23 protein-coding genes are annotated in these 24,280 nt (G+C 36.2%); 11 read left to right on the top strand and 12 right to left on the bottom strand.

Features of this window, described 5'->3' with window-relative positions; genetic code table 11:
- The first annotated feature begins 29 nt into the window (after positions 1-29).
- Both SIB53_RS04950 and SIB53_RS04955 read left to right on the top strand, forming a co-directional pair.
- A complete protein-coding gene (locus SIB53_RS04950; protein ID WP_413679082.1) occupies positions 30-1,214 on the top strand; it encodes an NAD(P)H-quinone oxidoreductase subunit H in 1,185 nt (394 codons plus the stop codon).
- A 5-nt stretch (positions 1,215-1,219) separates the two neighbouring features.
- Positions 1,220-1,672, top strand: a complete 453-nt coding sequence (locus SIB53_RS04955) for an acyl-CoA thioesterase (protein WP_413679083.1) — start codon at positions 1,220-1,222, stop codon at positions 1,670-1,672.
- Here SIB53_RS04955 and SIB53_RS04960 read toward each other — a convergent pair.
- Genes SIB53_RS04960 through menA form a run of 3 tightly spaced genes read right to left on the bottom strand, consistent with a single transcriptional unit; the run spans position 1,669 to position 4,816 of the window.
- Complete coding sequence (locus SIB53_RS04960) at positions 1,669-2,904, bottom strand: AMP-binding protein (RefSeq protein WP_413679084.1); 1,236 nt, start codon at positions 2,902-2,904, stop codon at positions 1,669-1,671. The two genes, SIB53_RS04955 and SIB53_RS04960, sit on opposite strands and share 4 nt — an antisense overlap.
- A complete protein-coding gene (locus tag SIB53_RS04965; protein ID WP_413679085.1) occupies positions 2,901-3,872 on the bottom strand; it encodes an o-succinylbenzoate synthase in 972 nt (323 codons plus the stop codon). The genes SIB53_RS04960 and SIB53_RS04965 overlap by 4 nt, the downstream gene beginning before the upstream one ends.
- 23 nt (positions 3,873-3,895) lie before the next feature.
- Positions 3,896-4,816, bottom strand: a complete 921-nt coding sequence (gene menA / locus SIB53_RS04970; RefSeq protein ID WP_413679086.1) for a 2-carboxy-1,4-naphthoquinone phytyltransferase — start codon at positions 4,814-4,816, stop codon at positions 3,896-3,898.
- A 99-nt stretch (positions 4,817-4,915) separates the two neighbouring features.
- Between menA and SIB53_RS04975 the strand changes: the two genes are divergently transcribed.
- Entirely contained in the window at positions 4,916-6,316 is a 1,401-nt protein-coding gene (locus tag SIB53_RS04975; RefSeq protein WP_413679087.1) for an isochorismate synthase, read from the top strand.
- Here the strand turns inward: SIB53_RS04975 and gshB are convergent.
- Together gshB and grxC are read right to left on the bottom strand one after the other, a co-directional pair.
- On the bottom strand, positions 6,294-7,223 hold the full coding sequence (gshB, locus tag SIB53_RS04980) for a glutathione synthase (protein ID WP_413679088.1): 930 nt from the start codon (positions 7,221-7,223) through the stop codon (positions 6,294-6,296). The two genes, SIB53_RS04975 and gshB, sit on opposite strands and share 23 nt — an antisense overlap.
- 3 nt (positions 7,224-7,226) lie before the next feature.
- On the bottom strand, positions 7,227-7,517 hold the full coding sequence (grxC, locus tag SIB53_RS04985; protein WP_413679089.1) for a glutaredoxin 3: 291 nt from the start codon (positions 7,515-7,517) through the stop codon (positions 7,227-7,229).
- 58 nt (positions 7,518-7,575) lie between these two features.
- On the opposite strand from grxC, the gene prfB reads away from it, so the two are divergent.
- From prfB to SIB53_RS05010, 5 genes are all read left to right on the top strand, one after another.
- Positions 7,576-8,686, top strand: a protein-coding gene (gene prfB, locus SIB53_RS04990; RefSeq protein WP_413679118.1) for a peptide chain release factor 2 whose coding sequence is annotated in 2 segments (ribosomal slippage) — positions 7,576-7,650 and positions 7,652-8,686 — 1,110 coding nt in all. Because the reading frame shifts where the segments join, the coding sequence is not laid out codon by codon here.
- An 11-nt stretch (positions 8,687-8,697) separates the two neighbouring features.
- The gene (locus SIB53_RS04995) at positions 8,698-8,889 is read left to right on the top strand and encodes a DUF3285 domain-containing protein (RefSeq protein WP_011294182.1); all 192 of its coding nucleotides are present in this window, start codon (positions 8,698-8,700) and stop codon (positions 8,887-8,889) included.
- Between the two features lie 16 nt (positions 8,890-8,905).
- Positions 8,906-9,448, top strand: a complete 543-nt coding sequence (gene ybeY / locus SIB53_RS05000; protein ID WP_413679090.1) for an rRNA maturation RNase YbeY — start codon at positions 8,906-8,908, stop codon at positions 9,446-9,448.
- 25 nt (positions 9,449-9,473) lie between these two features.
- A complete protein-coding gene (locus SIB53_RS05005) occupies positions 9,474-9,932 on the top strand; it encodes a diacylglycerol kinase family protein (RefSeq protein WP_413679091.1) in 459 nt (152 codons plus the stop codon).
- A 13-nt stretch (positions 9,933-9,945) separates the two neighbouring features.
- Positions 9,946-10,542, top strand: coding sequence for an anthranilate synthase component II (locus SIB53_RS05010; RefSeq protein WP_269624159.1), 597 nt, complete (start codon positions 9,946-9,948; stop codon positions 10,540-10,542).
- Positions 10,543-10,581: 39 nt separating this feature from the next.
- Here SIB53_RS05010 and SIB53_RS05015 read toward each other — a convergent pair whose 3' ends face one another.
- The 4 genes from SIB53_RS05015 to mnmE form a co-directional block, all read right to left on the bottom strand.
- Positions 10,582-11,697: a pyridoxal phosphate-dependent aminotransferase gene (locus SIB53_RS05015; protein ID WP_413679092.1), complete on the bottom strand. Its 1,116-nt coding sequence runs from the start codon at positions 11,695-11,697 to the stop codon at positions 10,582-10,584.
- Entirely contained in the window at positions 11,697-13,520 is a 1,824-nt protein-coding gene (gene argS / locus SIB53_RS05020) for an arginine--tRNA ligase (protein WP_413679093.1), read from the bottom strand. The genes SIB53_RS05015 and argS overlap by 1 nt, the downstream gene beginning before the upstream one ends.
- Positions 13,521-13,595: 75 nt before the next feature.
- Positions 13,596-14,462, bottom strand: a complete 867-nt coding sequence (gene nadC / locus SIB53_RS05025; RefSeq protein WP_413677202.1) for a carboxylating nicotinate-nucleotide diphosphorylase — start codon at positions 14,460-14,462, stop codon at positions 13,596-13,598.
- A 306-nt stretch (positions 14,463-14,768) separates the two neighbouring features.
- Complete coding sequence (gene mnmE, locus SIB53_RS05030; protein ID WP_413677203.1) at positions 14,769-16,163, bottom strand: tRNA uridine-5-carboxymethylaminomethyl(34) synthesis GTPase MnmE; 1,395 nt, start codon at positions 16,161-16,163, stop codon at positions 14,769-14,771.
- A 70-nt stretch (positions 16,164-16,233) separates the two neighbouring features.
- Between mnmE and SIB53_RS05035 the strand changes: the two genes are divergently transcribed.
- The gene (locus SIB53_RS05035) at positions 16,234-16,689 is read left to right on the top strand and encodes a DUF2062 domain-containing protein (RefSeq protein WP_413677204.1); all 456 of its coding nucleotides are present in this window, start codon (positions 16,234-16,236) and stop codon (positions 16,687-16,689) included.
- Between the two features lie 53 nt (positions 16,690-16,742).
- Here the strand turns inward: SIB53_RS05035 and SIB53_RS05040 are convergent, their stop codons facing one another.
- Positions 16,743-19,079 (bottom strand): RelA/SpoT family protein, encoded by a 2,337-nt coding sequence (locus SIB53_RS05040; RefSeq protein WP_413677205.1) that lies wholly within the window; start codon positions 19,077-19,079, stop codon positions 16,743-16,745.
- Positions 19,080-19,134: 55 nt separating this feature from the next.
- On the opposite strand from SIB53_RS05040, the gene SIB53_RS05045 reads away from it, so the two are divergent.
- Positions 19,135-20,739 carry an ABC transporter ATP-binding protein gene (locus tag SIB53_RS05045; RefSeq protein WP_413677206.1) on the top strand — a complete coding sequence of 535 codons (1,605 nt, stop codon included), beginning with the start codon at positions 19,135-19,137 and terminating at the stop codon, positions 20,737-20,739.
- On the opposite strand, the gene SIB53_RS05050 is transcribed toward SIB53_RS05045, so the two are convergent.
- Together SIB53_RS05050 and ylqF are read right to left on the bottom strand one after the other, a co-directional pair.
- Complete coding sequence (locus SIB53_RS05050) at positions 20,732-21,703, bottom strand: RluA family pseudouridine synthase (protein WP_413677207.1); 972 nt, start codon at positions 21,701-21,703, stop codon at positions 20,732-20,734. The two genes, SIB53_RS05045 and SIB53_RS05050, sit on opposite strands and share 8 nt — an antisense overlap.
- Complete coding sequence (gene ylqF, locus SIB53_RS05055; protein ID WP_413677208.1) at positions 21,703-22,566, bottom strand: ribosome biogenesis GTPase YlqF; 864 nt, start codon at positions 22,564-22,566, stop codon at positions 21,703-21,705. Before ylqF ends, SIB53_RS05050 begins: the two co-directional genes overlap by 1 nt.
- A gap of 480 nt (positions 22,567-23,046) precedes the next feature.
- On the opposite strand from ylqF, the gene SIB53_RS05060 reads away from it, so the two are divergent.
- Positions 23,047-24,252, top strand: coding sequence for a phosphoglycerate kinase (locus tag SIB53_RS05060; RefSeq protein WP_413677209.1), 1,206 nt, complete (start codon positions 23,047-23,049; stop codon positions 24,250-24,252).
- Positions 24,253-24,280 lie beyond the last annotated feature (28 nt).

Genomic DNA, 24,280 nt, shown 5'->3' on the forward strand with positions numbered 1-24,280 from the left:
GTATTTAAACATTGCTTTGGTTGGGCCCAATGACGCAGCTTGAAACGCGTACGGAGCCAATGGTGGTCAACTTTGGGCCACATCATCCATCAATGCATGGGGTGTTGCGGTTGGTCGTAACCCTTGATGGAGAGGATGTTGTTGATTGTGAACCAGTTATTGGTTACTTGCACAGAGGGATGGAGAAAATTGCTGAGAATAGAACAAACGTTATGTTTGTTCCTTATGTGAGTCGCATGGATTATGCGGCTGGTATGTTTTATGAAGCCATTGTTGTTAATGCCCCTGAGCGTTTAGCAAATATAAAGGTTCCTAAGAGAGCAAGTTATATCAGAGTGATAATGCTTGAGTTGAATAGGATCGCTAACCATTTGCTATGGTTAGGTCCATTTTTGGCAGATGTCGGAGCTCAAACTCCTTTCTTTTATATTTTTAGAGAAAGAGAGATGATTTACGATTTATGGGAGGCTGCAACTGGTCAAAGATTGATTAATAATAATTATTTTCGTATTGGTGGCGTTGCATGTGATTTACCTTGGGGTTGGTTAGAAAAATGCAAAGATTTTTGTGATTGGTTTGGTCCGAAAATTGATGAGTACGAAAAATTGATAACTAATAACCCTATCTTTCGTAGACGTATAGAAGGCTTAGGAGTTATAGGAAAAGAACAAGCGATTAACTGGAGTCTTTCTGGCCCAATGCTTCGAGCTGCAGGAGTTCCATGGGATTTGAGAAAGGTAGATCATTATGAATGTTATGACGATTTTGAATGGGATATTGCATGGGAGAAAGAGGGGGATTGTTATGCAAGATATAGAGTTCGTATTGAAGAAATGAGACAGTCATTAAAAATATTACGACAAGCCTGTGATATGATTCCAGGGGGTGCAACAGAAAATCTTGAGGCAAAAAGGACAGTTGAGGGAAAAAAAGGTGATATGTCAGGCTTTGATTATCAATATGTAGCTAAGAAGGTTGCACCTACTTTTAAGATTCCTAATGGTGAATTATATACACGCCTTGAGTCTGGGAAAGGAGAGATAGGAGTATTTATTCAAGGTAATAATGATGTTACTCCTTGGCGGTTTAAAATTAGAGCTGCTGATTCTAATAATTTGCAGATACTTCCCCACATATTGAAGGGAGCTAAGGTCGCTGATATAATGGCTATCTTAGGTTCCATTGATGTAATTATGGGTTCTGTTGATAGATAGGTTCTTTGGAAAAACGTAATCCTAGAGAATGGTTATGTTTGAAACGAACCGTTCGTTTTGGTGAGACAGATGCTGCTGGTGTGGTGCATTTTCTTGAATTATTCAGATGGTGTCATGAAACTTGGGAAGCAAGTTTAGAAAAACATGGAATAGTTTTACAAGAAATTTTCCCTACAAACCAAATCAATACAAGTCAACTGGATGTAGCTTTGCCAGTTGTTCATTGTGAAGCAAATTATTTTCAACCACTTTATGTTGGAGATACTATCAATATCGAACTAAATCCAGAGAAGATAAATGACTCTTCATTTGTACTTCGATTTAAATTTAAAAAAAATGGTGAGAAAATCGGTACGGCAAATATAAAACATGTATCGATCAATCCGATTACAAGAGACATATGTGCATTATCTAAGCAAATAAATTTGTGGCTTCTTGAATCTAGTTTGAATTTTTAGTTAATAGGTCTATTAAAGGCTATCCAATCTTGCCATTTTTTAATTTCCCATTTTTTATTGATATTTCTTGAAAGTTTTGGACAATCGTACCATTTCAGTGGTTTTTTTGATGGCTGCCAGTCTTCAATGAGATCAGTCAGAAGTGAGATGATTGGATATCTGTTGATTTCTTTTTCTTTGAATTTAGTTAAGGCAACTAAACGTTGTCCCCATTTCTTATCACTCACTCCTAGTACAAAAATGTCTTTAATTGGGATTTGATTTTTCGAGATTATTTTCATTAATTCCATTTCGATATCTTCTGGGAAAATCGTTTCACCACCTGAATTTATAGCTGAATCTCTTCTGCCCAGGATTTGTATTGCTTTTCTATTGTCGAGAGTGATGTATTGCGCTAAATCGCCTGCTTCCCACCATCCATCTGCGTCTGTAATTGATACGAATTTACCATTCTTCCATTTTGAAGTAGCAATCCTACTAGTTTTAATCTTAAGGTAATTTTTTTTGTTGATTTCTATCTCAACATCTTCGAGAGGGAACCCCACACTATTACTTCCTTTTAAAAAATCGTTGGGACTCAGGCAAGTCACCATTGCAACAGTTTCGGTGGCCCCATAACAAGGAGCTAAATTAATAGACTTTCTTCGCGCTTTGTCAGCAAGATCTGTGGAAATCAAAGCCCCTCCAACCCAGACTATAGCTAGAGATTGAAGCCATTTTAAACCATCAGAATCATCAATTAAAGACGATAATTGAGTTGGAACTAGGGATGTAATCAATGGATGTCTATATTTATTAGTTAATGCCTCACTAAATTGCTTAAGTTGAAGTGGTTTATGCATTGAAGAAGGTGAAATCCAGTGATACTTCGATCGCCACGTGTGATGTCTCCACCAAGGCATGAAACCACTTATATGGTGTAAAGGTAGTGAATTGAGAATGACGCACTCATTTGGTTTAAGGCCATGATTCTTTAACCACATTCCGGTTGCTAATGCCGAATTAGTTAGATTTTTAATTGATTGTAAACAAAGATTTGGTCCTCCAATGCTCCCCCCGCTTGAAATGATTATTCCTTCTCCTTTGGGTAAAGTTGACGATGTGGGGATTTTTGTTTGATCTTTTGGAGGTGCTAGATATACCCAGTTATGCTTTTCAAAATTTTTCAAAATTTCTTTTGAACAGTCAAGGTTTTTTTCAGGAATACATTTTACAATTGCAATTTTGCTCATACGGCTTCCCAGACTATTTTTGGATTGTTGTTAAAGAGTTGGCCTTTGGGGCACCATCCAGGTGCAAGTCCAGGTGCACAAGGATTTCCCCCTTTGAGTTGCCTGGCAGCGAGGTGATTAATCCACCTCCTCCCAATACCAGTTTCAAAAGCTGTGCTTATGACTGTTTGACTATCTTCTTGTTCTATTTCTTTTAACAGTAATCTAGGATCACCATCTATTGCAGGGCGACGTATTTGCCAACTTTTCCATGTTTTTCGTAAATAGGGAAATTCAACCAAAGATTCATCTAGTGCGATTGGAATTTGATTGGTTAATGAAAATAAACCTTCAATATCTTTTGATGGGAGTGGCTGTTCAATCCATTCCAAACGAGGTTCGTTTTTGAGTTCGTTAATCCATTCTTGTGCTTTTTGGCGACTCCATCCTCCATTTGGATCAATTCTAAGTTTAAAATCATTTGGTAAAATATCTAAGATTTTTTGTAATGTTTTCTCTTCCTTAAAGTTATTCTCTTGGTGAGATACTTTCCATTTTATTGTACAAGAACTTTTCTTGCCATTTGATCCCTCTACATATTTAACTATTGACTCTAATGGATCAATATCTGTAGGTAAAAGATAAGCTGATTTTGCGATGTCAAAACCTTCAAAATTCAACTTACTTTTATTGAGATTTTCTAAATCGGCTAAGCAGGTTCCTAATCCGAAAGCAAGTGCTCCTGGCAATTCACATAAATAATTTTCTATTGAATCTTTTGTAGTTTGTCTCCCAATAAAATCGAGACTTTCGATACTTTTTTCTAATTCCTTTTTCTCAATAGGTGATACTTCACCCCATCCGTAATTTCCATCTGTGTCTTTTATTTGCAACAATAAACCTATCTTTTTATTAATACTTCCTTGCGAGGTTATTAACTTTTTTGTTAGTTGAAATGAAAATGGCTTGATATTAATTATTAATTTCATGATTCAATAAAATCAAAAATTAATTATAAAAAAAATGAGGGTATAGCAAAACCTATACTCAAGCATAAACCATTAATTGTCTGAAAGCGTAAAGCTAAAAACTTACTGTTTTTAATACGCTCAGGTTGATTGTGATGTCTTTTAATTAATTTGATCAGATCTATACCTGAAGGAAGGCTAATTAAACATATAAGAGTCGTTACTGGCCATATTCCAATTAGTACTGGCAATAATTCTAATAAAAATATTAGACTAACGAACCACGGTAAAAATTCTGCTGCTTGATGAGTGCCTAAAATAACTAAGGGTGATTTTTTACCGACAGCAGCATCTTGATTGATTTGATGAAAATGCGAACAGAATAGAACCAAAGTTGTCGCCATCGCTGGCCCTGCCCCAACCATCAGTGCTGTGCCCCAGGGGATGGCATGAAAATTAGATTTTGGAGAAACAACAATTAGTGCTGCAGCTGTAGCAAGCGGGCCAAAGGCAATCCAGCAGAGGGGTTCTCCCAACCCCTTATACCCCAGTCTAAATGGTGGCCCTTGATATAAATATCCAAGGGAACAACAAATTAAAACCAAAAAAAGTACTGTTATTTTACTTTTTAGAGCAAGGATAAATATGATAAATAAACCTAATAAAAGAGAAAAATATGCAACTCGACTTACAGTGGTTTTATTACCCGTTAAAGCGACTACGGAGTGGAATTTGTATTTGTCAACACCAGTTTCATCGTCAAAAAGGTCATTGGTAAGATTCTCCCAAAGCAAAATCAAGATAGAGGCAATTAGAAAACCGATGAATTGTCCTAGACGAATATTGCCGCTATTCCCTAGCTCCCATGCTGCAGATAAAATTACTGGCATTATTGCCACTGAATATAATGGCCACTTAATTGCAGCTTGCCAAAGATGTTTCTTTTCAGTTGTAGGAGACTTCACTGATAAAATAACCTGTTCTGTTTGTTTCTTGGTTCCTTCCTTAAGACTAGGCAGCAGTTCATGTATTGGTTTATTTATGTCTAAAGGCTCTAATTGGTTATGAATTTAGAACCTGTCTTTAGTGAGCTTTTAGTTAGTTCTCTTCGCAAATGGAGTGAACGAAAAGTTGAAGAATGTATCTTGAGCATTTCTGTTCCTGTAAGTCAAGCAGACCCTTTAACGACATTACCTTTAATTGCTGAAAAACATCAGTTTAAATTTCTTTGGGATTTATTTCCCGGATTGTGCATTTCTGCCGGAGGACATTGCCAATCTTTGGATTTATCTGGACCAAAGAGGTTTGAAAATGCACAAAGGTTTAGTGATGAGATTTTTACTCGATTGATAGATACTTCTCCAAGTCCAGTATTTTCAGCATCAAGGATTCTATTTTCATTTTCTTTTTTTGATCAAATCAAGAGTAATGAAAAATCAATAGATGATAAATTTTCCCTGCAGGCTGTTTTGCCTAAGTGGCAATTAACTGCAAAAGATGGATTGACATGGTTACGTTTAAATTCAGTTGCCCTAAACCCTTCAGATGTTCGTGAATCCGTAGAAAGATTATGGTCAATTCGAGAAAAGATAAATAGATCACCAGTCCGAATGTTCCATGATGTAAAAGAAAATTTCTTAGTAGATAATTTTTCTAATGATTGGAAATCTCAATATCGAGATGCGTTAGCTAAAGGGATCGAATTAATCAATGGAGGTGATTTGGATAAGCTTGTATTGGCTACGAGTCAACGCCTTTCCCTCAGAGAACCATTAGATCCGCTGAACTTACTTGCTCGCCTAAGAGTTCAGCAAACTAATAGTTGTCGATTCCTATGGCAAAAAAATCATGATGAGTCATTTTTTGGTGCATCGCCTGAGAGATTGATAAGTCTCAATGACAATCAATTACTAATCGATGCTTTGGCTGGTACTGCAAAAAAGGGTGATGATGGAAAAGAATTACTTGCATCTTCTAAAGATTTAAGAGAACACTATTTTGTAGTTAACTCGATTATCGAACAACTTTTAATAAAAGGTATTAAGGCAATTCATTCCCCTCAACCAAAATTAATTACTCAAGGCCATTTAATTCATTTGCATACGCTTATTCAAGCGTGTGTCAAAGAAAAATCTCCTCTTGACTTGGTTGAAGCTCTTCATCCAACTCCTGCAGTCGCTGGATTGCCTTTGATTAAATCTTTGAGTTGGTTGAGAGCTTTGGAACCATTTGATCGTCAAACATATGCTTCTCCAATTGGATGGATAGATAAAAATCAAAATTCAGAATTTAGGGTGGCCATTCGTTACGGACATGTAAGAGGCTATGAACTTAAATTGTTTGCTGGTGCTGGTCTCGTAAAAGGCTCAACTGTGGAGGGGGAAATGCAAGAGGTGGCTTTGAAATTTGAAGTTTTAAGAAATCAATTAAACTTAGATAGGGTTAATTGTTCAAATGATCTATAAGATAATTAATCACTTGATCTGCTAATGGAACATTCATTAGGTTTTCTACTTCTCTAATACCAGTTGGACTTGTAACATTAATCTCACTTAGCATGCCTCCAATAACATCTATACCAACAAAAAAGAGCCCTTCATCTTGTAACGCAGGTTTTATTTGATCACATATCTCTACTTCTTTAGGAGTTAATTCAGTTATCTCAGCTTTTCCACCTAAAGCGAGGTTGCTTCTGAAGTCTCCTTTTTTTGGACGTCTATTTATTGCACCTAATGGCTCTCCATTAACCAAAAGTATTCTTTTATCGCCATTTATTACTTCTGGTAAAAATTGTTGCATCATCACTGGCAAATGTTCCTGTGATGTAACCAGTTCGAGTAATGCCTCTAAGCCTGGAGCATCCTTTGCAATTCGTATAACTCCTTGTCCACCTTTCCCTCCAAGAGGCTTCAAAACAACCTCTCCGTACTCTTTTGCAAATGTAATTAATTGCTCCACTCGACTCGCCACAAGAGTGGGAGCCATTAAATCACTAAACCTTAAAGCTCCTAACTTTTCATTCCACGCTCTCAGCGATGCAGGCTTATTAATTACATTGACACCATCTCTTTCTGCAACTTCTAATAAATGAGTTGCATATAAAAAAGCCTCATCAACAGGTGGATCTTTGCGCATCCAAATGCATGAGAAATCTCTTAAAGGAAGGCTTTGAGATGAATGGACAGTGATCCATTGTTCACAATTGACATTATTAGAAACTACCCATGCATCGTCCCCTCGGGCTTGCAGGTCAGAAGGAGTACAGATCCAAACATCTATGTCAGCTCTAGATGCGGCTTGCATAAGTGCTGCTGATGAATCCTTGTTGGGATTAATATTTTCAATTGGATCTAGAACAAATAGTTGCTTCATGAATCAATCTCTAATTCCAATCAGTTCATTTAATTCGTTATTGCTCTCAAGCTCGTAGAGCTCGTCGCAACCTCCAATACTTTCTCCATTAATAAAAATTTGTGGAACAGTTCTGCGACCTTCTGCTCTTTCAGACATTTTTGTTCTTGCATCATTGTCTCCATCAATAGAATATTCTTTGAACTGGACTCCTTTTTCATTTAGTAGTGCTTTTGCACGTAGGCAAAATGGACAAAATCTCCAAGTGTATATTTCCACTGTAGGGATACCTGAATCGTGAATTGATCTGTTCATTTATAGTTTTTGGGTTGATATGCTGATAGCTTTTAATGTATTAATTCTATTACCTCGTTTGCAAGACCTGACTGATTTTAAAAGAGACCTTTCTTTATTGACTTCTCGCCTGGGTAAAGCCCAGGATTGTCTTTGACGAACCTGCATTGCTAGCTAGAAAAAAGGACTTAGAGCAAGTTGCATCGCAACCTGAATTTTGGAACGATCCCAAAAATGCACAAAAACAGATGCGTCAACTTGATGAGGTTAAAGCAGAGTTAGAAAAACTTATTACATGGAGAGGTGCTATTGAGGACGCAAATCTTTCCTTAGAGCTTTATGAGTTAGACCCTGATGAAGAAATGCTTGCGGAGGCTCAACATGGACTTGAGAAATTGAAGCAAGAACTTGAACGTTGGGAGATTGAGCGTCTCTTGAGTGGCACCTATGATAAGGAGGGTGCAGTTCTCTCCATTAATGCTGGTGCTGGAGGAACTGATGCCCAAGATTGGGCTCAAATGCTTCTACGGATGTATACCCGTTGGGCTGAAAACAATGGTATGAAAGTAATTATTAATGAACTTTCTGAGGGAGAGGAAGCGGGAATCAAAAGTGTCACCATCGAAATAGAAGGTGTATATGCATATGGTTTTTTACAAAATGAAAAAGGAACCCATCGTTTAGTCAGAATTTCCCCTTTCAATGCAAATGGAAAGCGACAAACCAGTTTTGCTGGAGTTGAAGTTATGCCTAAACTTGATAAAGAGGTTGAACTTGAAATCCCTGAGAAAGATTTAGAAATCACGACAAGTCGCTCAGGTGGTGCAGGAGGACAGAATGTAAATAAAGTTGAGACTGCAGTTCGGATTCTTCATGTGCCTACAGGTATTGCCGTTCGATGTACACAAGAAAGATCTCAGCTTCAAAATAAAGACAAAGCAATGTCTCTACTAAAATCAAAATTGATGGTAATAGCATTAGAGCAAAGGGCTGCAGAGATTGCAGATATTCGAGGGGATATTGTTGAGGCTGCGTGGGGTAATCAAATTAGAAATTATGTTTTTCATCCGTATCAAATGGTAAAAGATTTACGCACTGAACAAGAGACAACAGATGTAGATTCAGTAATGAATGGGGAAATAGATATTTTTATTCAGTCTCTTTTAAGGCAAAATATTGAAGAATCATAAATCAACCGGATATGAATAATAAAATTATTTCTGATGACGTCACCAAGAAAGCAACTCCACCCCCAAGTTTTGTCAAACTTGCGATGAAAAACATGGTTCGCAAAGGTAGTCAAAGCCTCTCTCACTTTGGGTTAACAGCTTTGGGTTTCCTTGGATTTATTCTTTTAGTTGCTGTTCTTGGAAAACCTCATATTCCTCAATAACTGTATGGAGAATTTTTTGACTAGCTCTTCTAAATTGGATGTTGACCTTTCTTTTACACCCTTCCCGGTTCAAGATTTAGATGTCTTTGTGAACACTGAGTCTTTGGAGTTGATGAAAAATCCAAGTCAATGGATTGAGGAAATAGGAAGCTGGATTAGATTTATACAAGTAAATTCAGCATTTAAGTGTCCTGAAATAGTCCTAAATGCGTCTCAATTTAGCTTGGGGTTGGAATTAACTAATGATAAGAAAATTCTTGATTTGAATCATGTCTGGCTCGGACAATCAAAAAGTACAGATGTGCTGTCATTTCCCATAATTGATGAGACATTTTTTGGTGTTAGTAATGAATGTATCGAATTGGGTGACATAGTTATCTCAGTCCCGACAGCAATCAGGCAAGCCAAAGATAATAACGCTGATTTATTTAGAGAACTAAGATGGCTTGCTACTCATGGTCTCTTACACCTTTTGGGTTGGGACCATAGTGATGAAGAGAGCCTTCAAAAAATGCTTTTAATTCAAGAGCAACTTCTTGATATTAGAGGTATTCTTTAAAATAAAGAGTTGAAGTTTCACAAATATGGTTCCTGAGATATCCAATGACTCTGAGAGAGAAATTAGGGACATTTCTAAAACTCTTCAAAAATCCAATAAAAGATCATCGTGGAAGATAGCTAAAGATTTACCAACTAGCTTTTTTTATGCAGCTAAAGGCTTAAGATATGCTTTCTCCACCCAGAGAAATTTTCGGATTCATGTTGGTTTTGCATTGGGTGCGTTTAGCTTAAGCTTTTTTTTAGGCCTTAATAAAAGTGATTTAGCCATAATGGCCCTTACAGCCACTAGTGTGTTAGTAGTTGAATTGCTTAATACAGCGATTGAATCTGTTGTTGATTTGGCCATTGGGAAACGATTTCATCCTCTTGCTCAAATTGCTAAAGATTGTTCAGCTGGGGCAGTTTTATTAGCTTCAATCAGTTCGGTGCTGATTGCTGTTTTATTATTATTTCCTCCATTACTTAAACAGTTAGGAATTTAATGGCTTAAAAATTATGTTTTTGGTGATCGACAACTATGACAGTTTTACTTATAACCTCGTTCAATATTTGGGCGAATTAGCTTCTCAGCATCCTATTGCATCAGAAGTAAGAGTCGAACGCAATGATGCTCTGACGATCAGTGAGATTAAAGATTTAAATCCTGATGCGATTTTGTTATCTCCTGGTCCAGGAGATCCAAATCAATCTGGAGTTTGTCTGGATATTTTATCTGAGCTATCAATTGAAATACCAACTCTTGGTGTTTGTCTTGGTCATCAAGCTATTACTCAAGCGTTCGGTGGAAAAATAATCAGAGCTAATGAATTAATGCATGGTAAAACATCTAATGTTTTGCATAGAGGTACTGGAATATTTAAAGATTTGCCTAATCCCTTAGTGGCAACTAGATACCATAGCTTAATTGCGGAGAGAGAGGGATTCCCAGAATGCTTAGAGGTTATAGCCTGGTTAGAGGATGAAACAATCATGGGAATAACTCATAAAGATTATCCGCACATATACGGGGTGCAATTCCATCCTGAGAGTGTATTGACCGAATCTGGTCATAAGTTACTCTCTAATTTTTTGGATATAGCAGATGCTACTTAGATAATCTAAAGTTATATAGACGTTAGAAAATAATCTAAACTACACTTCATCGACAATCTTGAAAGCTGACCAGAATCTTTTCATCTGCTCAATTGTTCCAATGCTTACTCTGATAGAGCCTTTTAAATTTTTTTTCTTATCCATATTTCTAATTAGAATTCCAGATGACTTTAACTTCTGCTCAACTTGTTTTGGGTTTGATTTTGGCCAAAGTAGAAAATAGTTTCCTCCATCAATATGATGCTTAACATGGTACTTCTCGAATTGATCTTTGATCCAAGTACGAGCCTCAAGTACTTCGTTTACATATGAATCAATATAGGATTGATCTTTAAGTGCTGCAAAAGCAGCAATGACAGCAAAGCTGTTGACGTCATAGGGACCAGTGACTCTATTTACTATGTTAATTACTTTAGAATGACCAATAGCAAACCCAATTCTTAAACTTGCCAAACCAGCAGTTTTAGAAAGCGATCTTAATACAACAAGATTAGGTGTATTTTGGAAGTCCACAAATGGCAGAACACTATCACCTGTAAATGCCTCGTAAAGTTCATCGACAACAACTAGTGTTTTAGATGAAAGTTTGGTGATCTCTATAATTCTTTCTGGGCTTAATCTTGTTCCAGTGGGGTTATTCGGGTTGCAGATGAGTAAAATTTTCGGATTATTTTGTGCAATGAATTCACAAATACTATTAAATGGATATTGAAAATCTTTCCCCTCATAAGGTATTGAGTTGATTTTCATTCCTCGCATTTGTGCACAAGGAGTATAATATCCAAAAGTAGGCGATGTTGTTAACATTAGATCGTCAGAATCGCCATAGGCATGAAAAATAGCATTTATTGCTGCGTCTACTCCGTTAAAAATACCAACTTCAGATGAGTTAATATTCACGCTTGAATTTTGTTTGATGAGAGTTTCTATTACTTTTTCTTTTAAACCTGAGTATTCAGGATAAATAGAGATTTCATCTCTGCTTATTGCTCTGAGAGATTTAATTACTAGTGGGCTTGGTCCAATGGTGTTTTCATTAAAGTCTAGTCTTAGTAAATTTCGTCTTCCTTCCAGTGGTGCAGAATATGGATGTAAATCTTCGATATCTTTCCTGGGATTTGGTAGATCAATAAATGAATTTTCTGTTTTTTCCATTACATTCTTTCCAGAGTAGGGATGCCTAACAAACTCATTCCCAGTTTAAGTGTATCTGCAGTGATAGAGCATAAAGCAAGTCTACTGGTTCTTGAAGGTTCACTTGCTTTTAAAACAGGAACTTGATCATAGAATCTGTTAAAAATCTGACTTAATTCAAATAAATACCCGCAGAGGCGATTAGGAAGCAGTTCTTTTTCGACTTCAGAGATAATACAATCAAGTTGTAATAGCTTGCGAATCAAGGCCCATTCTTGTGGTTCATTGAACTGAATATTCTGACTTGATACATTTAAATCCCCACCATTGCGCGCTATTCCTGCTATTCGTACTAATGCATAAAGTAAATATGGTGCTGTATTCCCCTGCAAAGAGAGCATTTTATCAAAACTAAATTGGTAATTAGAAACTCTATTTTGACTTAGATCCGCATACTTGATGGCTGCAATCCCGACAGTCGTAGAAACTTTATCTATAAAACTTTCATTTTCAGATCTGCTTTCAGTGTTGAGACGATCTTTAAGATCTTCTCTTGCTCGTTGAATTGCTTCATCCAGAAGATCTACTAATCTAATTGTTTCTCCTGATCGAGTTTTTAACTTTTTACCATCTTCTCCTTGAACAAGACCAAAGGGGACATGCTCAATTTGACACTCTGGAGGAATCCAATTTGCAAGCTTTGCAATTTGAAAAACTCCAGAGAAATGTGAAGCTTGCCCAGCATCTGTGACATAAATCAACCGGAAAGCCCCATCTCCAAGAGGAGGAATAGTTAATCTATATTTAATCGCTGCCAAATCAGTGGTTGTATAATTAAAACCTCCGTCACTTTTTTGAATAATTGTTGGTTGAGGTTTCCCGTCTTTTCCTACTACTCCATCAAGGAAAATACATTGAGCCCCTTGATCATTTATTAGTAAATTTTTATTTTTTAAATCATTAATAACATCTACTAAAAATTTGTTATAAAAGGATTCACCTCTTTCAGTCAGCTTGATATCAAGTCGATCGTAGATCTTTTGAAACTCTTTTCTGGATTGTCTGCAGAGTAATTGCCACGCAATTAGACTTTCTTGGTTACCTGCTTGTAAATTAACAACCTCATTTCTAGCTTTATTTTGAAAGATTTGATCTTCATCAAACCTTTTTTTTGCTTGACGATAGAAATTCACGAGATCGCTTATTTCCACTACATCTTTTGTATGGAGTGCCTCTGGTACAACCTCTTTCAGATGAGTGATGAGCATGCCAAATTGTGTCCCCCAATCCCCCACATGATTGAGTCGTAAGACTTCATAACCGCAGAATTCAAGAACACGTGCTAATGAGTCTCCAATAATTGTTGATCGTAAGTGCCCAACATGCATTTCTTTAGCAATATTTGGACTGGAAAAATCAATAATCACGCGGTTATTGTTTTTTCCCGCTTCTATTTTTTCACTACTGAATTTTTTTAGAGGCACGCCCAATCTTTTATCATTTAGACGAAAATGGATTTCCGATATAAGTGTTTTTGAATTTATAGATAGGTTTATGAAACCTGGACCAGCAATGAGTGGTGGATTGCATATTTGAACGAAATCATTATCTTTTTGTAGTTGATCAGCTATTTGTTGTGCAATTTTACGAGGAGGTTGTTTTAGTTCTTTTGCCAGTGACAATGCACAATTTATCTGAAAATCTCCAAATTCCGGCTTGGATGCGGGGACGAAATTAGAACCTGTAAGTATCGAAGAAGTTTTTAAACTGCGATCCTCTTTTGGGAATACTTTGATTAAAGCTCTATTAAGGGCTTCTTCTAATCTGGTGGATATTTCAAGCATGATGTTTTGGTTAGGTAGATACTTTTAAGATTTTTTTGTTTTTAGGATGTCGCCAGAAAACTGTTTATTCATTTTTTAGTCAAAGCGCATACTGAAATCTATCCATTTGCTTTTAGTCATTGGAGCACTAGTTGATATTAGATCAATACCTGTGAAAATATAGTCAGACAAATTATTTGGGTTTATTCCAGAAACTTCAATAACAATATTTTGTGAGACGTATTTGGAATTACTAGTTTTTGAAAGTTGACGTAATTCTGGAACTAATTTCTCTATAGTATGAATAGACATTTCATCAAGTAAAATACCATCAGCGCCTGCTTCCACAGCTTCTTTTGCTTGGGAGGGAGTTTCAGCTTCGACTATTATTTTTTTTGTCCATGGAAGACTACTTTTTAAGATTTTGATACTCTCGCTAATCCCCTGAGACCATTCAATATGATTCTCTTTCAACATGGCAGCATCATCTAATCCAAGTCTATGATTAATTCCGCCACCACAATGAAAAGCATATTTTTCGAATATTCTTAGACCTGGAGTCGTTTTACGTGTGTCTGCTAACTTTACATTGGATCCTGATAGTTTAGTTACCAGTAAAGCTGTCGATGTAGCAATACCAGAAAGATGCATGGCTACATTAAGAGTTACTCGCTCTCCTGCTACTAAGGAAGAAGATGACCCTTTTAATTCTAGGAGTTTTTGATTCTTTTCAAACTTTTGACCATCCTCTAATAGAAGTTGAATATCAACCTGGGGATCAATTTTTTTAAATATTAGTTTGACGAGATCTCCACCACAAAAAGTGCCATCCTCTTTTGCAATCCAATGAGCTGATGCACTGCTGCTGTCGTTGAGGACAAATCTTGTAAGGTCTCCATCACCAAGATCTTCCTCAATCCAGGTATCTAATATTTTATGTAGCTTTGGTGAGCGAAGATCCACAATACAACAAATACATTCATTACTATACCAATCATGAAAGCATTTAGAAAAAATATTTTTTTCTATTTTTTTAATTTCATCTACTTATCGTTGTCTTAAACACATTTAAGAAAATAGAAATTTTTTTATATTTTTCCTTTGTGATATGTTCTTCACATGCTTTAATTAGCTTATTCTCAAATGCGTGGATCAAGTGGACGTAGTTCATAGCGTGAATATTATGGTTGCTTTATTGATTGGAGGAGTTTGCTATTACTTATATTATATTTTTACAATCGACAATAACTAGACGATAAAAATGCTTGATTATTTACCAATACAGAATTTTGAAAATATATTATCAAGTAAGCTTTCTGTTAAATCCTCTCCTGTTAGTTCTCCTAAATAATTAATAGCTTGTCTTAAATCGATCGTCCAGAAATCCCATGGTAGCTTTTCATCAAAAACTTTATTAATATTTTCTAGGGATTCCAAAGTTGACTTGGCCAGATCAAGTTGTCTTTCATTTAGAGCAATATCCAATCCATGCGCTTGAGACGAACCACATATTTTTAGTAGGTAATTAATTAGATCTTCTTCTCCATTTCCGGTTTTTGCACTCATAATAATTAGATTTTCTTTTTCTAATATATATTTTGGAACTTTTTCAAAAGATTTATTATTCTTTAAATCAGATTTATTGCCTACAATCAAGAGAGGAATATTTATGGGTAATTGTTTTAGTATTGATTCATCCTCGCTATTCCAATCTTTTGAATAATCAAAGATTAATACGATCAGATCAGCTTGAAATAAAGTTTTTTTAGTCCTGGCAATACCAATTTTTTCGATGATATTTGTAGTTTCTCTTAGACCTGCTGTATCAATAAAAGTTACTGGTATTCCCTCTAAAACAATCTCACTTTCCAAAAGGTCTCTAGTAGTTCCAGGTAGGTCAGTCACAATGGCTTTTTCTTGCTTGGAAAGCCTATTAAGTAAGGAGCTTTTCCCTACATTAGGTTTACCGGTCAGTGCAACTTTTAAGCCAGAACGAACCCAAGAGCCTCTTTTAGCATTATCAATTAGTTCGTTAAGATCTTTTTGGATTGCGAGAATTTTATTTTTTACCTTTGTTTCATCTAAAGTTGGAAGATCTTCCTCAAAATCTATTCTTGCTTCAATTTCAGTTAGTTGCTCAACCAATCGCTTCCTGATGGATTGAATAGTGGTTTGAATATTTCCTTCAATTCCATTAATCGCGAGTTCTGCTGCTTTTCGACTTCTTGCTGATACTAGCTCACTAATTGATTCTGCTTGAGTCAGGCTGAGACGACCATTCAGCACTGCTCGTTGACTAAACTCACCAGGTTCTGCTCTCCGAACACTTGGGATATCCAGTATTCTTTCAAGGATCTTCTGGACTGCAATGATTCCACCATGGCACTGAATTTCTACTACATCTTCACCTGTAAAGCTTCGCGGTCCTTTCATTATTAGTATTAATACTTCATCGATAAATTTTGTTTGATTTGCTTCGGTTACATGTCCATAAAGCACCTTATGAGTGCTCCAATCATGCGTTCCAGGAATATGAACAATTGTTTTAGTTATCTCAATGGCTGAGGACCCAGAGATCCTAATAACAGCGATACTTCCTTGGCCGGGAGAAACGGCAGTTGCAATTGCAGCAATAGTATCTTCAGTAGGGGAAAACAAATTCATTAATCAATAATCACGCAAGCTTCACTAAGATCAAATCTAGGTTTCTTTTTTGGACTAGGATTTTTTAAATATGAAAAAAATCATCCTAAATCTAATACAAAGAATTCGTAAATTTATCTCTTGGCTCTGGAATCAGGAAGGTTCTCCCTCTCAGAGAGCATTAGGATTTGGGGTGGGGATATTTAGTGGTTGCTTTCCATTCTTTGGTTTACAAACCTTGATGGGTGTGTTCTTAGCAAAAATCTTCAAGGGAAATAGTATTTTGGCTGCTGTTGGAACTTGGATTAGCAACCCATTTACTTATGTTCCTCTTTATTATTTTAATTATAGACTGGGCTCTGTAATACTCAATAAAGATAAAAATATAGTAGATTTTAGCTATATAACTACTAATGAGTTGTGGTCTCAAGGTTGGTACTTGAGTTCTCGACTGATAATGGGCTCGTTATGTATTGGTCTTTTGACTGGAATAGTTGGTGGCCTGTGTCTATATTTTTTACTCAAAAAACTTTCTAATAAAATTTAAATTTATGTATTAGATATCATTTATTTATTTAATCTTTCGGATTATTTTAAAAGTTAATTAATTCCTGTCCTTGCGATATCTAAGACGTCAACCATTGAACGTATTTGATTGATAGTAATTTCTAATTGATTAACGCTTTCCAGTTCAACTCTAAGGTCTATGCATGCAGGTTTACCATGAGATGTTTTAACTCTTGCATCGATTACATTAATACCTCTATCAGAAAGTCTCATTAATATGTCTTTAAGTACTCCGACTCTGTCAATAACTTCAATTCTTAATTGAATAGGAAATTTTTCTTCTTTGATATGTGTATTGCTATTCCATTTAACTGATAGTCTTCTATCGTTAGGTATGGATTGTATATTGACACAATTAGTTCGATGTACCGTGATTCCATGATTACCAAGTGCAACTGTTCCAAGTATTGATTCTCCTGGTAAAGGGCTGCAACACCCCCCGAGTCGATAGTCAAGTCCTTCTAATCCAACTATTGGTGAATACTTTGTTGTAGATATTTTTGATTTATTCGAAGCCAGATTTACTTGTGACCCAATTTGGTTCGCTAGCTCGATAACGCTTAATTCAGTCTCAGGCAGCTGATTTTGTATTTTTATCTCTTCTCTAAATCTATTAACTACTTGATGTAGGGTTAATGCCCCAAATCCAAGTGCAGCTAATAAATCTTCCGTAGATTTTAGGTTACATCTCTCGGCAACTTTTGTTATTGCTTCACTTTTCAGCAAATTATCAATTCCTTTACGACCAAACTCTTGCTCTAATAGTTCCTTCCCTCTTAATATTGTTTCTTGACGATGACTTTTCTTATACCATTGTCGAATGCGATTTCTAGCTGTGGGTGTTGCTACGTAGTTTAACCAATCCAAGCTTGGATGAGAGCTTTTGTGAGTGAGGATCTCAACGAAATCTCCATTTTCAAGAGGTGTTGATAACACGCAAAGACGATCATTGATTCTAGCACCATTGCAATGATTTCCTACTTCAGAGTGTATACGATAAGCAAAATCGATTGCGGTTGATCCCTTCCTTAACCCCAAAACATCTCCTTTTGGAGTAAAAACAAATACTTCTTCATCAAATAAATCCTCTTTAATTGATGCAAGATAGTCATTATAATCATTAACCCCATCTTCTTGTTGCCATTCGACTAATTGGCGTAACCAATTAAATTTTTCAGAATCAGGATTAGCAGGAGATCCTCCTTCTTTATACTTCCAGTGGGCTGCAATTCCAAATTCTGAAACCCTATGCATTTCTGGAGTCCTGATTTGTACTTCAATAGGTCTGTGCCTGACAATTACAGCTGTATGTAGTGATTGATAGCCATTTGGTTTTGGTAGGCCTATATAGTCTTTAAATCGACCAGGTATTGGTCTGAAAGTGTCATGGACAACAGCGAGAGCTCGATAACATGTCTCGACATCTGAGACAAGAATCCTAAGAGCAGCAACATCAAAAATTTCATGAAATTCTTTTCGTTGTCTTTGCATTTTGCTCCATATTCCATATAAATGCTTTGGCCTCCCACTCACTTCACATTGGCTAAGTCCTGCTGAGTTCAAGCGATCTTTTAGTAATTGAACAGTTGTATTTAACCTCTCTTCTCTTTCACTACGTTTACTAGCTATTTGTTGTTGAATTTCTCGGAAAGGATCTGGTTCTAAAAGTTTAAATGCTAGGTCCTCTAGTTCCCATTTGAAGCGTCCTATTCCTAAACGGTTTGCGAGAGGAGCATAAATTTCTCTCGTTTCTTTGGCTATTCGAATTTGTTTCTCTTTTTCTAAGTAACTAATAGTTCTCATATTGTGAAGCCTATCTGCAAGCTTCACAAGTACAACTCGAATATCGCTAGCCATAGCTAGAAACATTTTACGCAGGTTTTCTGCTTGAGCTTCTGTCCGATTATTAAAATGGATTCCGCCTAATTTAGTTACACCTTCAACTAGATATCTAACTTCAGTACCAAAATACCCCTCCAGTTGTTCTGGAGTTATGTTTGTATCTTCGACGACGTCATGTAAAAAACCAGCTGCAATGACACTAGCGCTTGCACCTATCTCTCTTAGTAAGTCAGCTACTGCAACTGGATGGATTATGTAAGGTTCACCGCTTTTTCTGTATTGGCCTTTATGCATTTGAAATGCAAGATCAAAAGCTGCAACTAAAAGTGCTTCAGAATCTCTTGGGCAACTTGCCCCAATACCAGGCGGAATATTTTTAATGCAATTTTTTAACCACTCTGGCAAAATAATTTCATAATCATCAATATGTTTGATCTGATGAGTTCTAAGTTTTGGCTGGCCATCAAAAAATTTATCACAGACGACATGAGCCTGGTTTGAATTGTGTGCAGAGGTGACTTTAGACATCAGCACCGGAGCTTAATTTATTTTATTCAAACTCAACATTTCTTGCTACATTTTTATGAATAATTCATCAAAAGAAGTTTTAAAGATAAATAAACTAAATGCTATTTATCCAAATACTACTACTTACGTGTTAAGAGGATTAAATCTGAATATGAATCGTGGCGATAGGCTTGCATTAGTTGGTAGTTCAGGATGTGGTAAAAGTACTGTTGCTAAGGCTGTAATGCAGCTTCTTCCTAATGGATGTGTTTGTGATGGTGAGATTGTTTTAAACGGACAAAATGTATTGGACCTAGATAAGCTTTCTTTGCAAACCATTCGAGGTAAAGAGGTTGGATTGATCTTTCAGGATCCAATGTCACGTTTAAATCCTTTAATGACTGTTGGCGAACATTTAGTTGATACTTTTAAAGCTCATGATAATTCTGAACCAATTTATAACCTAGTAAACAAAGCAAAAAGCTTATTAAAAAAAGTTGGAATAGATCCTTTAAGATTTAATTCTTTTCCACATGAATTTAGTGGAGGAATGCGTCAACGTGTAGCAATTGCTTTGGCAATTTGTTTAAGACCTCCTTTGATAATTGCTGATGAACCTACAACTAGTTTAGATACAATAGTTGCTGATCAGATCATGAGTGAATTGAGTTTACTTTGTGATGAGATTGGGACTGCTTTACTCTTAATTAGTCATGATTTATCAATGGCGTATAAATGGTGTAATAAAATCGCAATACTTGATTCTGGGCATATAGTCGAGTCTGGAAATATTCAAGAGATAGTTGGTAATCCAAAAACTGAGATTGCTCAAAGATTAGTTAACTCGAGCCGCATTTTAGAGGGTTCTGAGAGAGAAATAATGATAAAAGGTACTGCATTATTGAGTGTAAATAGTTTACGGTGCTGGCATAATTCAGGTTTTTGGCCTTTTAATTCTTTTTGGTTGAAAGCTGTTAATGAAGTTACCTTTTCACTGTATGAAGGTGAAACGCTTGGTATAGTTGGCCCATCAGGGTGTGGCAAGAGTACTCTATGTAGAGCGTTGACTGGCTTATTGCCTACAAGAGGTGGAAGTGTTTTTTTTCTTGGCAAGAATATTTCAACTATCAATAGGGAATCTTTAAAACAATTACGTAAATATATTCAAATTATTTTTCAAGATCCTTCTGCATCTTTGAATCCTAAGATGTCAGTAATGGATGCAATTATAGATCCAATTCTTATTCATAAATTGCTCAGTCGATCTAAAGCCAGAGAAAAAGCTCGTAATCTTTTGGAACTAGTTGGTTTAACGCCTACAGCAATGTATGAACAACGCTTACCTTCTCAACTTTCAGGAGGACAACAGCAAAGAGTAGTTATTGCAAGAGCCCTGGCACTTAGTCCCAAAATAGTTATCTGTGATGAAAGTGTAAGTATGTTAGATGCAGAAATCCAAGCAGAAGTTTTGGAGTTACTACGCTCTTTGCAAGAAAAATTAAAACTGTCTATGTTGTTCATAACTCATGATTTATCTGTTGCCGCAGGTTTTTGTCACAGAGTATTAGTGTTTGATAAAGGGAAAATTATCGAAGAGAATTCTGGAAAAAATTTGTTAAATCATCCTCAAAAATCCCTAACAAAAAAGATGGTGAAGGCTTGTCCAAGACTTCCTAAATAATATTATTTTTAGGTTGTAATACTTTTAAAAGTCGTTCAAAATCTTTAGGCAATGGAGCTGTAAACTGCATTTTCTCTAATGTTATTGGGTGTATTAAACCCAATTCAACTGCATGTAAAGCTTGGCCACCAAGTTTAATAGGCAATTTTTTACATCTACTGTAAGTCTGGTCTCCAATAATGGGATGACCTATGTGTGCACTATGAACACGAATTTGATGCGTTCTACCCGTATCAAGTTTGAATTTAAGAAGAGAAAAATTTCCCAGATTCTCAATTAATTTCCAATGTGTACAAGCATATCTACCAGATGCCTCATCAACTACAGCATATTTTTTTCTATCTTTTGGATGTCGACCAATACATCCGACAATCATACCTTCATTGTCTTTAATAGCTCCATGGACAACAGCAATATAATTTCTTGAGGCTACTCTTTTTTGTATTTGAATTTGTAGTTTAACTAAGGCCTCTTGAGTCTTCGCTACGACAATGCATCCAGTTGTGTCTTTATCCAAGCGATGCACTATTCCAGGCCTTAATTTACCTCCGATGCCTGGTAAGTCTGGGCAATGATTAATTAATCCATTAACTAAAGTTCCTGATTTGTTCCCTGGTGCAGGATGAACCGCTATCCCTGCTGTTTTATTAATGACTATTAAATGATGATCTTCATATAAAATATCTAAATCAATTTTTTCTGGTTTTAAGTAAGGAAGAGGCTCGGGTGGTGGAACCCAAAGTTGAATCACGTCACCTGGCCTAACGGGAGTTTTTGCTTTTCCAGTTTTACCATTCACTCTTGCAAACCCCGCTTCAATGAATTTCTGAATATGAGCCCTACTTTGTTCGACTCGTTGACTTACCAGCCATCTATCAAGACGCATAGGTAAAGGTTTCCTATATTCACTCTCAAATAATTCACCTGGTCCCTGCCCAAATTCATGTTTGATTTCTTTATTCATTAGGGGAGTTCAAGGGAAATATTACCCAACAAATTTTTGCGAAAATCATCAAGTAATCTTTGAGACATTCTTAGAGTATCTCCGGAAGTGTGACGTTCTGCTGCTGAAAGTAGCCATAAAGATTTGTCTTTAATAGTTTCATTGACAAATATTCCGTATCTATTTTGAAGACACATTGACTTGATTCCCGCTTGTTGGGTGTTTTCTAATTTCTCAAGAAGCTTCATAAAGTCAATTGCTACTTGCTCAGTATCGTATGCGGCTTGACCAATATCATCACAAATGGCCAATTTTAACGCGGCATTTTGATCTTCAAATCTAGGCGGCAGAACACCAGGAGCATCCAATAGGTCAAGATCTTGTCCCAATCTTACCCATCTCAAGCTTCTTGTGACCCCAGGTTTTCTTGAGCTAGATACAACCTTCTTTTTAACGAGTCTGTTAATTAGAGCAGATTTCCCAACATTTGGGAAACCAAGAGTTAGAACTCTAATGGCACGATGTTTCATTCCTCGGTCGAGACGTCTTTGATTTAACTCTTGCCCAGCATGAATAGCGGCTTGCTTTATTTGGAGAACGCCTGTTCCAGCTTTTGCATCACACCACCATGGGACTTTTCCTTCTGACCTTAATTTTTTATCCCAAGCTTTATGGGCATCAACATTAATCATGTCTTTTCTATTAATAACTAATATTTGCTTCTTTCCTTTTAACCATTTTTGAAGATATGGATGAGAAGTTGCGAGGGGTATCCTTGCGTCTCGCACTTCGAAAACTAGATCAACTTTATTCAGGTGTTCCTTTAATTGTTTTTCTGCTTTAGCAATATGCCCTGGATACCATTGTATAAGCTGCTTGTTCACGGAATTTTAAAAAGAAGTTGGTTGAAATTGACTAATTTAAAAATTGTAAAAGTTGATGTCTGATTTATTTTGGAACTGTAGTTTTGAAAATTCTAAGTTCAACTTATCATCTTAAAAGATTAAATAAGTTGATAATCATAATTGAATTATTCAGAATATCCCTATGGTAGTTAAATTTTATTGATCAATCTAGATTGACAGAATTACAATATTTAATAACTTGCCGGTGCAAAAAAATACTAATATATTAGGTTCGAAAGAAAAATTGATTTTTAGATTTGCATCATAAGTTTGTTTTTAGTAGTAATTGCAGGTATTTGAGGGGTAATTAATTATTTTAACTATAGATTTTGGATATCTAAAAAGCCGTTTTTAGTTTCTTAAAGGTTTAGGTAGATTTTTTCTGTGTCTTAGTAATTACCCAATTCGTGCCTCTAAAGAGCTATGGTCACTCAGTTTCCTTTCTGAATCCCATACATTATGTCTAAGCGTTCCCTGTCAAGTCTCGGCGCTGAAGACTTATGCGGCAAACGTGTTTTAGTGAGAGTTGATTTTAATGTCCCATTAGGAGATGAGGGTCAAATAACTGATGACACAAGAATTCGTGCTGCTTTACCAACTATTAGTGACCTTCTTGAGAAGAGTGCAAGAGTTATTCTTTCTGCTCATTTTGGTAGGCCAAAGGGACAGGTTAATGAAACGATGCGTTTGACTGCTGTTTCTCAGAGACTCAGTGAATTGCTTGGTAAAACAGTTGTAAAAACTGAGAGTTGTGTAGGAGATGAAGCCAAGTCAAAAGTAGATGCGATGTCCAATGGCGATGTTGTCCTTTTAGAAAATGTTCGATTTATTGCTGGTGAAGAAAAAAACGATACAGAATTTGCTAAGGAATTAGCTTCTTTGGCTGAAGTTTATGTTAATGATGCTTTTGGAGCTGCCCACCGCGCTCATGCTTCAACTGAGGGAGTTACAAAATTCTTAAGTCCTTGTGTGGCTGGCTATTTGATGGAAAAAGAACTTAAGTACCTTCAAGGAGCTATAGATCAACCTAAAAGGCCTTTGGCAGCAATAGTTGGTGGTTCAAAAGTAAGTAGTAAGATAGGTGTTTTGGAATCTTTGATTGATAAATGCGATAAGATTATTGTTGGTGGAGGTATGATATTTACTTTCTATAAAGCTAGAGGACTATCTGTTGGTAATAGTCTTGTCGAGGAAGATAAGCTTGAATTAGCAAGTGCTTTGGAGAAGAAAGCGAAAGATAAGGGAGTTGAGTTTCTTTTGCCAAGTGATGTTGTGCTAGCTGATAATTTCTCTCCTACAGCAAATAGTAAATCTTCAAAAGTCGATGCTATTAGCGAAGGTTGGATGGGATTAGATATTGGTTCAGAATCAGTTGAACTTTTTCAGAATGCTCTGAAAGATTGCAAAACTGTTATTTGGAATGGACCGATGGGTGTTTTTGAATTTGAGAAATTTGCAAATGGAACAAATGCGATAGCAAATACTTTGGCTGAATTAAGTGCTCAAGGATGCTGCACAATTATTGGAGGTGGAGATTCAGTGGCAGCAGTTGAAAAAGCAGGTTTAGCGAAAAACATGTCTCATATTTCGACTGGGGGTGGTGCTAGTCTTGAACTTTTGGAAGGGAAAGTTCTTCCTGGAGTTTCTGCTCTAGATGATGCTTGATAATTCAAATCTAATTTGATGATTAATA

Source organism: Prochlorococcus sp. MIT 0916 (assembly GCF_047305155.1).
In the GTDB taxonomy this organism is placed as follows: Bacteria; Cyanobacteriota; Cyanobacteriia; order PCC-6307; family Cyanobiaceae; genus Prochlorococcus_B.